11 protein-coding genes and 1 pseudogene are annotated in these 11519 nt (G+C 41.6%); 7 read left to right on the top strand and 5 right to left on the bottom strand.

All coding sequences use genetic code 11. The annotated features are described in order from the left end of the window. Nucleotides 1-11: 11 nt before the first annotated feature. Genes dhbC through BA81_RS15765 form a run of 3 tightly spaced genes read right to left on the bottom strand, consistent with a single transcriptional unit; the run spans nucleotide 12 to nucleotide 2891 of the window. Nucleotides 12-1190 carry an isochorismate synthase DhbC gene (gene dhbC, locus BA81_RS15775; RefSeq protein WP_034283609.1) on the bottom strand — a complete coding sequence of 393 codons (1179 nt, stop codon included), beginning with the start codon at nucleotides 1188-1190 and terminating at the stop codon, nucleotides 12-14. Between the two features lie 26 nt (nucleotides 1191-1216). Beyond that, a complete protein-coding gene (locus tag BA81_RS15770; RefSeq protein ID WP_034283608.1) occupies nucleotides 1217-2002 on the bottom strand; it encodes a 2,3-dihydro-2,3-dihydroxybenzoate dehydrogenase in 786 nt (261 codons plus the stop codon). A gap of 4 nt (nucleotides 2003-2006) precedes the next feature. Then, complete coding sequence (locus BA81_RS15765) at nucleotides 2007-2891, bottom strand: alpha/beta hydrolase (protein WP_034283606.1); 885 nt, start codon at nucleotides 2889-2891, stop codon at nucleotides 2007-2009. A 534-nt stretch (nucleotides 2892-3425) separates the two neighbouring features. On the opposite strand from BA81_RS15765, the gene BA81_RS15760 reads away from it, so the two are divergent. Then, nucleotides 3426-3644, top strand: a complete 219-nt coding sequence (locus tag BA81_RS15760; protein ID WP_034283605.1) for a hypothetical protein — start codon at nucleotides 3426-3428, stop codon at nucleotides 3642-3644. A gap of 161 nt (nucleotides 3645-3805) precedes the next feature. Here BA81_RS15760 and BA81_RS15755 read toward each other — a convergent pair whose 3' ends face one another. Then, entirely contained in the window at nucleotides 3806-4663 is an 858-nt protein-coding gene (locus BA81_RS15755; protein WP_034283603.1) for a hypothetical protein, read from the bottom strand. A gap of 109 nt (nucleotides 4664-4772) precedes the next feature. On the opposite strand from BA81_RS15755, the gene BA81_RS15750 reads away from it, so the two are divergent. The 6 genes and pseudogenes from BA81_RS15750 (at nucleotide 4773) to BA81_RS15725 (ending at nucleotide 10930) form a co-directional block, all read left to right on the top strand. After that, on the top strand, nucleotides 4773-5729 hold the full coding sequence (locus BA81_RS15750; RefSeq protein ID WP_034283602.1) for a DUF4885 family protein: 957 nt from the start codon (nucleotides 4773-4775) through the stop codon (nucleotides 5727-5729). Nucleotides 5730-5981: 252 nt separating this feature from the next. Then, nucleotides 5982-7346 carry a replicative DNA helicase gene (gene dnaB / locus BA81_RS15745; protein WP_003214779.1) on the top strand — a complete coding sequence of 455 codons (1365 nt, stop codon included), beginning with the start codon at nucleotides 5982-5984 and terminating at the stop codon, nucleotides 7344-7346. 129 nt (nucleotides 7347-7475) lie between these two features. Next, nucleotides 7476-7890: pseudogene (locus tag BA81_RS15740) on the top strand (VOC family protein). Nucleotides 7891-8146: 256 nt separating this feature from the next. After that, nucleotides 8147-9436: an adenylosuccinate synthase gene (locus BA81_RS15735; protein ID WP_034283601.1), complete on the top strand. Its 1290-nt coding sequence runs from the start codon at nucleotides 8147-8149 to the stop codon at nucleotides 9434-9436. Nucleotides 9437-9573: 137 nt separating this feature from the next. Next, on the top strand, nucleotides 9574-10707 hold the full coding sequence (locus BA81_RS15730) for a DUF418 domain-containing protein (protein WP_034283599.1): 1134 nt from the start codon (nucleotides 9574-9576) through the stop codon (nucleotides 10705-10707). Between the two features lie 13 nt (nucleotides 10708-10720). Continuing rightward, the gene (locus tag BA81_RS15725) at nucleotides 10721-10930 is read left to right on the top strand and encodes a hypothetical protein (protein WP_034283597.1); all 210 of its coding nucleotides are present in this window, start codon (nucleotides 10721-10723) and stop codon (nucleotides 10928-10930) included. Nucleotides 10931-10958: 28 nt separating this feature from the next. On the opposite strand, the gene BA81_RS15720 is transcribed toward BA81_RS15725, so the two are convergent. After that, nucleotides 10959-11483 (bottom strand): peroxiredoxin family protein, encoded by a 525-nt coding sequence (locus BA81_RS15720; protein ID WP_034283595.1) that lies wholly within the window; start codon nucleotides 11481-11483, stop codon nucleotides 10959-10961. Nucleotides 11484-11519 lie beyond the last annotated feature (36 nt).

Here is an 11519-nt window from a genome sequence, read left to right as displayed (position 1 = left end):
ATGTATTTTTATCACTGATGGATGCCCATTGCATGAAGCATCGTGTTGAATTTTGCAGATGTTTCAGCTAGCTCTTCTTCTGCCTTTGATCCTTTGACCACTCCTGCACCAGCAAAGAGACGTAGGGAGTGACCCTCAGCTTCTGCACAACGAATGGTGACAATCCAATCACCATCACCATTTGTATCTGCCCAACCGATCATTCCTGTGAAAAATCCTCGATCGAAGGGTTCAATCGCTTGAATGGCTTCACGTGCATCTGCTGTAGGTGTTCCGCATACTGCGGGTGTTGGATGAAGGCTAAGCGCCAAATCAATTGAGGACACACTGGAATCTATTAAGTCACCTTTGACCACAGTAGATAAATGCCACATCGTTTCTGTTTGAATGACGGATGGTGATGCAGGCACATCTAGTGTATGACAGTATGGAGTAAGCGCTTTAGTGACAGCTTCAACAACCACTGCGTGCTCGTGTAAATCCTTCGCTGAGGTAAGGAGTTCATCGCGGCGGCGCTGGTCTTCTACTGGATCTGAACTGCGAGGCCGAGAACCAGCGAGTGGATTGGAAATCACAGATGAACCAGTTTTTGAAAGAAGCAGTTCAGGGCTTGCCCCAAGAAGTGTGCGCTTTTGGGAAGACTTCGGATCAGCTACATTTGCAGCAAACGTATAGCCAGTCGTATTATGACGAGCCAGTCGTTCGAGTATTGTTTTCGTAGGAATGTCTTGATTTGATTTGAGATGGAGAGATCGAGAGAGTACGATTTTGCTAAGCTCTCCTTTTTCAATTTTAGCTAACCCTTCGTTCACACCATTCATGTAGACTTCAGGAGAAGGGTCAGGTGTCACCTCATAGGATGGCGATGCCGCTTCTGACTCCTCATCACCTTGTTGGAATTCGAGTGGATCACTAAACTGTACATGGACTGGTACATTTAAACGAACGGGCTGCGCCGGATCAAATGGGACAGCACCAGCCACAATCGGTGTTTGAATTCCAGCTTGTTTGGCATCTTCAAATACGTGCGCTACCCTTGTGGATAGTTCATTTAGCTGATTGGTTTCAATATGCTGGAAAATCCCTTCGGCAAGTATCGTGCGTTTAGGTGAAGCAAGAAAAAATGCGCCTGGCTGATAGTCTTGAAGCAACTGTATTTTTTCTTCTGACGACAATAATGAATGTTTCATGAAAAGGCCTCCTTTTAAATGAAATGCTAGATTCCGAGTGTTGCGCCGCCATCGATCGTGAGATTCTGCATCGTAATATGACTGGATTGCTCAGATGCAAAGAAAATGACTGCATCAGCGATATTTTGAGGATCAGCGATTTTTTGTAAAGGAATACCGGTTTTATACGTCTCTAGTGAACCTTTAATCACCTGATTTTCTCCTTGTTTATCAGGCCATAAAGCCCATTGCATAGGCGTTGCGGTAGACCCAGGAGAGACGACGTTGCACCTGATTCCATAGGCAGCCAGTTCTAATCCAAGCGTTTTTGTAAATGAAGTGGCTGCTGCTTTTGAAGCGGCATAGGCAGCCATATTCATTCTAGGAATGGCACCTGCGTTAGAGCTGACGGTCACAATGACCCCTTCTGATCTTTTCATCATGTATTTGGAGACAGCTTGAGATACGTAAAAGACACCATGTGTGTTGACTGCGAAAGTTTGCTGCCAGTCATCTGCACTAAGCTGGTCAATAGAACCCATTCGAAGAATGCCTGCTACATTGACCAGTAAATAAATGGGGCCAAGCTGCTTTTCAATTTGATCGACCATGTGCTGAACAGATGCTTGATCGGTAATGTCACCTGGATAGGCAAAGGCACGTATGCCTTCATCATTCATTTGCTGGACGGTGCTTTGCAGCTGATCTTCTTTTACGTCAACTGCTGCAATAATCGCACCTTCTTCGGCTAGTCTTTTTGCGACTGCTTGTCCAATACCCTGTCCTGCGCCTGTGATAAGGACAACTTTTTGAGATAGACCACTGTGTTTCATGTGTTCACTGCCTTTCCTTCATGTCTGTGGTTGTGAAAGGATCATCATGATAGAGTGCAAATCGAAAAGCGTCATTCATCAGCACCGGTAAAACGGACGTATGTCCTTCTTTAGGGAATTCGTGATAGGCTGTATGCAAGCCATATGGGGATAAGGGCAGCATACGATTTGCTAGTGAATTTGCATGATCATTCATTTGACACGGATGATGTTTTTCTAACTCACCTACACCTACAAGCAGCCTGACATCCATAGGCATCTGACGTATATGGCTGGTGAATTGGTGTTCTTTTTCTAGAAATAATTTTTTGTTCCAGTGGATAGAAGGACTGCCTGCAATATATGTTTGATAAGCATCAGGGTGCTCAAATAGTGTGTGTAATACAAAAAGACCGCCAAGAGAGTGCCCAAATAGTGTTTGACGACTCTGGTTGATCGGAAAGCGCTGCTCGATATAAGGCTTTACAATCTTTTCTAAAAAAGAAAAGAACGCAGAGGCTCCGCCATATGTATGGGTGGAGAAATCCTTTCTTTTGCCACCAATGGAAGCGTCAGGGCCGGTTAGAGTGAGATCATAATGCCTGAGCGGATGATAGGGCGCTTCTGTCTGATAGCCAATTCCAACAATGATGGCAGGTACAACACCTGTTTTTTCGGGTCTTCTTGACTGTAAACGAATGGCTTCGACCATTGTGCCAAAAAGTGAATTCCCATCAAGCACGTACATGACTGGAAAACCAGCCGCTGGAGGAGTAGTAGTCGGTTTAAATATAAAAAGTCTGTATGGGTGTGCTGTGATATCCAGTTGCTCCGTCCCGGGTATAAAAAAAGGACGGCTTTCTCCGAAAAGAGAATCCTCAGTACCCATTCCTTCAGGGCGTTTGGACATGTGTAAAAAATCCCCTTCCTCAAATTGACTCTCATATGCTGATAAAAGCAGGCTTGCGGATATAGGATGAGTGTAGAGATTGAAGAATGGTCTCTTCAAATGAAAATGATTCTCAATTATCACGCAAGCAAATCAAATGATAATGGTTATCAATTATGAAGTCAAATGTTCATTAAGTGGTGTAATTGATAATTTGATCTAAATTTTCGGAAAATAAAGGACTAAATAACTACCAAATGAATGGAAATAGGGAATGCCGGACTGAGTCATTTAAAAAGAGGAGAAATGCCAAAAGACCTTGACCGTCACGGGATATTTACCATTTTCTTCTGTTTGATTCAGGAATATATATAGGTTTTTCTTCTTGAAATCATTTTGAGAAAAAATAAGTCTATAGACCTTCTTGTATTTTTAGGAAAAAAGAGGAGAATTTTTCGAAAAGCTGGTGAGCATATCTCACAACTTATTCAATCTCATGCGTAAATTCATATACAATTTTCTAAGGAAGACAAGATCGAAGGGAATGTAGGCAGAATGAAAACTCCATTAGGAAAGCTAAGGCTAAAACTGCTTGAACATCAGTTCAAACTGAAAAATACGTTTACAGTGGAAGAATATCATGAAATGAAGCAATCATTACATGATATACGGATGACATTTGCGGCCTATGAACAATGGGATTTATACCAGCGGGCCACCGATATGATCACCATCCTCCTCTTTCAACACGCCCTCAAGCAAAATCACCATTAACACCTTCACTTTTTATGAGCAGCGTATTTCTTATGAAAGGACGGTGCTGTTTTAAAGTTGGCCAAATATCATATAGCATCAAAAATGCGGAAATGAAAAAAGTAAGGGATGTCCCCTTACTTTTTGATCAATTGGTGTACATGTCTGTAAACACCATTCAATTAGAATCCATCTGTGACATCATATTCGTAACGAATATCGGCTTTGACATTGCTCATAGTAGATCTCGCAGTAGCCTTTGCGTTGTACTTAAAGCTCCATTTTTGAGCCACTCTTAATTGATCTTCCAGAGAAATACGGTAAGAACCACTTGTTGCAGATGAAAAAACGGATTCGTTCCAAATCTTGTTTTCATCAGCCATCAGTTTGTGTGTGACATTTCCTTGGTTAGGCGATTGGGTACTAGTTGTTGAAATCGATTTAACGATTGCATTTTTAGGGATAGAAGAATTGTTCGTTAAATCCATTGTAATGATAGAAGAATCAACTCCTAAAAAATTCAAAGAAGTATTCCCCAGGTTGGTAGCGGTCCCCGTAAAGTTGAATGTACTATTTCCAGATTTAATTCGATCTTGAATGGATACAGTAAAATACATATTTCCTGTATATGTGCCACGAGTTACTTTCACAAAATAAGTTTCTGAAGTTGAAGTAACTTCATCAGTATTGGCAAAAATAAACGGCGTAATTGAATCAGGGTTAATCACCCTACTTCTTTCATCTGAACTTTTCGAATTATACACCTCGATTTTCATCCCTGTATATTGCTTATTATACGAACTTCTGACATAAACTCTTTCACCTTTATTGATCGTAAACTGATAATACGCTTCATTTTCACCTTCAGGTAAGATTGTTGTATCTGGGCGACTATTTTTCCAATATCCCATTGAGCTTGCTGTGTTAGGGCTGTTATTCCCCGTAATCGCTGCTTCTGCTGAATTAGGTGCAAAAAAACTAGTAACAAGCACTAATACCAATGCAGGTAACAAAAAACGTTTGAAGATAGTATTTGTCATATTTTAACCCTCCTTGTAATAATTACTATATCGGATCGAAACTAACAAATTTTAACTGAATTGCCGATATATTTAATAATCACTATTTTTTTAAAAAAGGAGAATCAAAATGAATATTAACTCGTCATACACGGCAGTTGCTTCAAACAATCAGAACCGAATAGACTCTAAAGATCAATCAGCTATTAAAAGTACAAACGAGGTGATGACCGAAGCTGATAGAAGAATGAAAATTTTAGATGAAAAATACCAAAAAATAAATGAACAAAATAAACGATTCAAAGATCCTCATGGTCATATATTTGATAAGTATCGAAATCCAAACTCCCCTTATTTCAGAAATGATTTAACTAAACCGGAAAGAGAGGCGGCTTACTCTATTGAAATTGGATGGGCTAATAGTGGAACAGGAGGACATTTTAATTCTAATGATGCCGCCTTTCGTAATGAAAAACGGTATGACCCTACCCAAGAAAGTGTAGAAAAGAAAATACTCAATCGCCAAAAAGTGAACGAACAAATACAAGATTTATTCTCTAAAAACGGGATATCCCTTCCTAAAAACACAAATCTCACTTTTACCATTGACCCGAACAATTTTAAATTGGTGGTAAGTGGTTCAAAAGACGAAACGCTGATGAAACAAATAGAAGACTTATTAAATACAACCAACAATACAAGAGAATTATTTTTCCATATCATGAAAAGCAGAAATGATGATTCTACTCAATTCACACCGGATTCTCTGGCCAAGTTCCATCTTGTTAATCAAATCAAAACGGTCACAGGCTACAATTTAAAGGATTTAAGCATTGTAAATGGTCAATTTGTAACGGATAACGGAACGAATATTTTTGATCTATACAAAGAAGAACTTCTTAAAAATCCATATACAGCAGAAAATGCGCGCATTGCCGCTTCACATTACGGAGCACAGCTATTTGACCTAGCGAAAAACGGGTTTGATTCCATTCCAGATTTGGTGTTATCTATTGGTTATCAAAACGATTCTTTACAAGACATTGGGCAAAAAGAAAATTATGGAGTTAAGAAAACGATAGATTAGAAAAACGCACCCGAACATGCCATGTTGGAGCGTCGATTACATGTGTGAACGGCAACAAATCCAAATTCCATTAGCGATAACGAAAGACTCTATAACAATTGATGTTACAGAGTCTTTTCTATTGAAATGCGCTGGTTTGCACAAAATATCAACATGGTAATTTTGACTATAGTCGATGTTTTTCACTTTTTTATTGATGAAAATGTTAAAATGATGAGTAGCGTATTTTTTTATGAAAGGACGGTGCTTGGCATGACGGAACTTCTCGATGACCGGCTGCCGCCGCAAAATATAGAAGCCGAGCAGGCCGTATTAGGTGCTGTTTTTTTAGAACCATCTGCGCTAACGCTCGCTTCTGAGGTATTAATTCCAGAGGATTTCTATAGAATGTCGCATCAAAAGATTTACAATGCGATGCTTGTACTTGGCGATAGAGGAGAACCGGTCGATCTTGTCACGGTGACATCTGAGCTTGCCAATACAGATTTACTAGAAGAGGTAGGCGGGATTTCGTATTTAACCGATATTGCGAACTCTGTCCCAACTGCCGCAAACATTGAATACTATGCAAAAATTGTAGAAGAAAAATCCATTTTAAGACGTCTGATCCGTACGGCGACAACCATTGCACAAGATGGATACACGCGTGAGGATGAAGTAGAGGACCTGCTGAGCGATGCGGAAAAGACCATTATGGAAGTGGCGCAGCGTAAAAACTCAGGAGCCTTTCAAAACATTAAGGACGTTCTTGTTCAAACATACGATAATATTGAACAGCTTCATAACCGTAAAGGCGATATCACAGGGATTCCAACAGGTTTCTCTGAGCTTGACCGGATGACAGCTGGATTCCAACGAAATGATTTAATCATTGTAGCGGCTCGTCCATCAGTAGGGAAAACCGCCTTCGCATTGAACATTGCCCAAAATGTCGCGACCAAAACGGACGAAAGTGTTGCTATCTTTAGTTTAGAGATGGGTGCTGAGCAGCTCGTTATGCGTATGCTTTGTGCAGAGGGGAATATCAATGCACAAAACCTAAGAACCGGTAATCTGACAGAAGAGGACTGGGGCAAGCTGACAATGGCGATGGGCTCGCTGTCAAACAGCGGAATTTTCATTGACGATACACCTGGAATCAGAGTAAGTGAAATTCGCTCGAAATGCCGCCGATTGAAGCAAGAAAATGGTCTTGGCATGATCCTGATTGACTACTTGCAGCTCATTCAAGGGAGCGGGCGATCAAGCGATAACCGTCAGCAGGAGGTTTCTGAAATCTCTAGGGCTTTAAAATCGCTGGCAAGGGAGCTTGAAGTTCCGGTTATTGCCTTGTCTCAGCTTTCCCGTGGGGTAGAGCAGCGTCAGGACAAACGTCCGATGATGTCTGATATTCGTGAATCAGGAAGTATCGAGCAGGATGCCGATATCGTGGCATTCCTTTATCGTGATGATTACTATGACAAAGAATCAGAGAATAAGAACATTATCGAAATCATTATTGCCAAACAGCGTAACGGTCCAGTTGGTACAGTATCTCTGGCGTTCGTCAAAGAATATAACAAATTCGTCAATCTGGAAAGAAGATTTGATGATGCGGGTGTTCCGCCCGGTGCTTAAAGCCCAGCTCAAGAAGCTGGGCTTTTTTGATTGATCTACATCGAAAGAATGATTGAAAAAACAATCAAAATGAGGAGGAGAGAGAAAAAGAGAGAGCGTATACTAAAAGGAGAAAAGGAGTGAAGACTGATGAAATTTCAACAGTTTGAAGCCGCTCAATTACGTATCGCACGCCCAACCGTCAACATGAAAGAGGTTGTTTCCTTTTATGAAGAAGGCTTAGGGCTCAAACGAATAGGCTCATTTGATCAGCATGAAGGGTACGATGGTGTGATGCTCGGGCTGCCTCACCAGCATGTTCATTTAGAAATCACCAAACATGAAGAAGAAGAAAGCCTGCCCGTCCCGCATCCAGAACAGCTGCTTGTTTTCTATATTTCCAGATGCAGAAGAATTTCAGCAAATGAAAGAGAGATTGCTCTCATTTGGCGGACGGCATGTCACCTCAACGAATCCATACTGGGACCGGGGAGGAGCAACCATTGAAGACCCAGATGGGTATCGAGTTGTGCTGATGAACACAGATGGTATTACACCTGTTTAAAAAAAGACGTCCATTGTTGGGGGTCTTTTTTATGTTGATGAACAGATGGAAACGATAAAAAGTTGTTTTTGCTCAAAATCTCCATTTTTAAGCACTGGAAAAGTGATTAAAGCGCTTTTCCTTATATTTAAAACGAACAAAATTTGATTTCGAGATATTAATGTTCGGATTTCGCGTTGACTTTTTCGTTGTGCATTGATAAAATAAATGTGTTTGAAAGAGATAACGTTTTGAAAGGTTAACGGAGGTGCACGATATGTCTTCAGTAGTCGTAGTAGGTACGCAGTGGGGTGACGAAGGGAAAGGGAAAATTACCGATTTCCTTTCAGAAAATGCAGAGGTGATTGCCCGTTATCAAGGGGGAAACAATGCAGGTCACACGATCAAATTTGATGGAGTGACTTATAAGCTACACCTCATTCCATCCGGTATTTTTTATAAAGAGAAAACTTGTGTCATCGGTAATGGAATGGTGGTTGATCCTAAAGCGTTGGTCACTGAGCTTGCGTATCTTCACGAACGGAATGTGAGTACAGATAACCTCAGAATCAGCAATAGAGCCCATGTTATTCTGCCTTACCATTTAAAATTGGACGAGGTAGAAGAGGAGCGGAAAGGGGCTAACAAGATCGGCACGACGAAAAAAGGAATCGGGCCAGCTTATATGGACAAAGCAGCCCGCATCGGTATCCGCGTCGCAGATCTATTAGATCGTGAAGTATTTGAAGAGAAGCTTGCACGTAATCTAGAAGAGAAAAATCGTCTTTTAGAGAAAATGTATGACACAGAAGGCTTCAAGATTGAAGATATTTTAGATGAGTATTATGAATATGGCCAGCAAGTGAAAAAATATGTCGTAGACACATCTGTTGTTTTGAATGATGCACTAGATGAAGGCCGCCGCGTGTTATTTGAAGGCGCACAAGGGGTCATGCTTGATATCGATCAAGGGACATACCCATTTGTGACGTCATCTAACCCAGTAGCTGGAGGCGTAACGATTGGTTCTGGCGTAGGACCAACGAAAATTCAACATGTGGTTGGCGTGTCAAAAGCGTACACTACACGTGTTGGAGATGGCCCATTCCCGACAGAACTTCATGATGAAATTGGCGATCAAATTCGTGAGGTTGGCCGTGAATACGGTACGACAACTGGACGCCCGCGCCGTGTTGGCTGGTTTGACAGTGTTGTTGTCCGTCATGCGCGCCGTGTGAGCGGAATTACAGATTTATCTCTTAACTCCATCGACGTACTGACAGGGATTGAGAAATTGAAAATCTGTGTCGCTTATAAATTGAATGGAGAAATCACAGAGGAATTCCCAGCAAGCCTAAATGAATTAGCGAAATGTGAGCCTGTCTACGAAGAAATGCCAGGATGGACAGAGGATATTACAGGCGTGAAGAACTTAAGTGAGCTGCCTGCAAATGCCCGCCATTATTTAGAGCGCATTTCACAATTAACAGGTATTCCACTTTCCATTTTCTCAGTCGGACCAGATCGTTCACAAACGAACGTTGTCCGCAGCGTGTACCGTCCATAAGAATAGATTGATGAAGCGCCAGTAAAATCTCGCATTTTGCTGGTGTTTTTTTGTTTAAATATTCCTTAATTTCACTAGAACGGACTTCCGGTCATTACCAAAATATGATAACTGTATAGGAGGGAAGGAGCGTTCTAGTGAAAGAAAGAATACGATTATTAGATATTTTACGAGGTTTTGCCATACTAGGCACGTTGGGAACGAACGTCTGGTTTTTTGCGTATACAGGGGATACCTTTGCGACAGACCAGATTGCGGATGAATATGAAAATGGCAGTTTTCTTGAAAGTCTTGTCTCTATGTTCGTTTATGGCAAAATGTTATCACTGCTCACAATCATGTTTGGTGTAGGGCTAGAGCTGAAATACCAGCAGGCGAAAAGAAAAAATACGCCTTGGCCGGGTACATATTTGTGGATTCTTTTATTCTTATTTATTGAAGGCTTTGTCCATTATGCTCTAGTGATGGAATATGATGTGCTCATGAGTTACGCTGTCACGGGTTTACTTGTGGCTTATATCGTTCGTGGAGGAAGCAGGCGCATCAAAAAGGGCATGATTTTTTCAGGTGTGATTCATCTGCTTGTCATGTCATGTCTGATGCTGTACTCCCTCTCTGAAATGGAGTCAGCGTCCGATGATCAAAGCGGTGAACCGGAGCTGGAAGAGCAGCTGCCAGAGACATGGATCTCGCAGGTTCAAGAACGATTACAATACTTTTTCATGTACCGAGAAGAAGCGATCTTTATCCTTCCAATGAACACATTTCTGTTTTTATTAGGTGTGCGAATGATGAGAGCTGGTGTATTTTATGCAAATGAACGCGGACAATCTCTCCGGCAAATATTGTTCCGAATCGGACTGTGGGTTGGTCTGCCGCTGAATGCACTAGTCTTCGTTCCGAACGATCTAGTGGAATTTGTGGTGCGCTACGTCTTTTCACCATTCCTCTCTATTTTCTATATAGCTGTCATTGCGAAGCTCCTCGCACGTAAGGAGCCATGGTTCATATGGACTTGGTTTGAATATGTAGGGAAAATGGCGCTTAGCTGCTACATCCTGCAAAATGTCATCTGCTCCATTCTTTTTTATAGCTGGGGATTGGGTCTTGGCGGTCAAATCAATGCGCCCCTGATTGTATTGGCATGGCTGTTGATTTCACTTCTGCAAATCGCGATTTCAGCAGTTTGCCTAAAGGTTTGGAGAATTGGACCAATGGAATATATCCGTTCACGGGCACTTCGCAGGGTGACGATGAAACAAGCATCATAAAGGGGAGAGCACAATGTTTTTTAAAAAAATGACGAAAAGAGAACAAGCGAATACACATAAAGCAGCTGTGCCGGCATTTGTCTTTTATCTTCTGGCATTAGGAGGACATGCGCTGTACGCGTTTTTCCAAGGTGACAGACCACCGGTTACTTTTGTCATTTTAATGGCGGGACTCCTTGTCTTTTTCTCCGCTGACTGGCTATTTAACAAAAAACGTTCATAAAAAAGCCCTCATCACGAGGGCTTTTTCCTTACTTCAGGCTTTTATATTGGCCTTTTAAATTTTTACGGATGTACTGAATGATTTTACGTAGTTCGTTGGCATGCGGTCTGCCAAACGGACTTGTTTGTCTTTGCTGATAGAGCACTTGACCTTTTTCATTTAATAAGAAGTAGGCGGGTTCACCGTGCACCCCGTGATCTTCATATGGGGCATCTTCCCCGTGATAGTGGACTTCATATGCTTTTAATGACGTGAGATCATGGTCATACATGATCGGAAAGGACAGTCCCTCTTTATCCGCAAATGCCTTCAAGTCATCAGGGTTATCCGTTGAAATCGCCATCAAGTGAATATCCTTGTCCTGAAAGTATGACTGCTGCTGTTCGAGCTCTTTTAATTCTTCTACACATACCGGGCACCAAGATCCTCTAAAGAAAACGATCAGGTGCCAGCTTTGATGCTCCTCTAAATGTTTGTCGAAATCAATGTGTTCGCCCTGTATTGTTGGAAGTGAAAAGTTGGGCATTTTATCTCCTAATTTGAATGAACTCATACTGCTTCCTCCTTTTTCAATGACAATGTCACTTGT

Source organism: Bacillus safensis FO-36b (genome assembly GCF_000691165.1).
GTDB lineage: Bacteria > Bacillota > Bacilli > Bacillales > Bacillaceae > Bacillus > Bacillus safensis.
The sequence above is the reverse complement of the archived record's forward strand: the minus strand, read 5'-3'. Positions and strand labels throughout refer to the sequence as shown.

Bases quoted from the DNA above. Each gene is read 5' to 3' on its own strand.
- BA81_RS15725 (WP_034283597.1), top strand. From the start codon at position 10,721: ATGTTTTTTAAAAAAATGACGAAAAGAGAACAAGCGAATACACATAAA.
- BA81_RS15760 (WP_034283605.1), top strand. From the start codon at position 3,426: ATGAAAACTCCATTAGGAAAGCTAAGGCTAAAACTGCTTGAACATCAG.
- dnaB (WP_003214779.1), top strand. From the start codon at position 5,982: ATGACGGAACTTCTCGATGACCGGCTGCCGCCGCAAAATATAGAAGCC.
- BA81_RS15750 (WP_034283602.1), top strand. From the start codon at position 4,773: ATGAATATTAACTCGTCATACACGGCAGTTGCTTCAAACAATCAGAAC.
- BA81_RS15755 (WP_034283603.1), bottom strand. From the start codon at position 4,663: ATGACAAATACTATCTTCAAACGTTTTTTGTTACCTGCATTGGTATTA.
- BA81_RS15720 (WP_034283595.1), bottom strand. From the start codon at position 11,483: ATGAGTTCATTCAAATTAGGAGATAAAATGCCCAACTTTTCACTTCCA.
- BA81_RS15770 (WP_034283608.1), bottom strand. From the start codon at position 2,002: ATGAAACACAGTGGTCTATCTCAAAAAGTTGTCCTTATCACAGGCGCA.
- BA81_RS15735 (WP_034283601.1), top strand. From the start codon at position 8,147: ATGTCTTCAGTAGTCGTAGTAGGTACGCAGTGGGGTGACGAAGGGAAA.
- BA81_RS15765 (WP_034283606.1), bottom strand. From the start codon at position 2,891: ATGTCCAAACGCCCTGAAGGAATGGGTACTGAGGATTCTCTTTTCGGA.
- dhbC (WP_034283609.1), bottom strand. From the start codon at position 1,190: ATGAAACATTCATTATTGTCGTCAGAAGAAAAAATACAGTTGCTTCAA.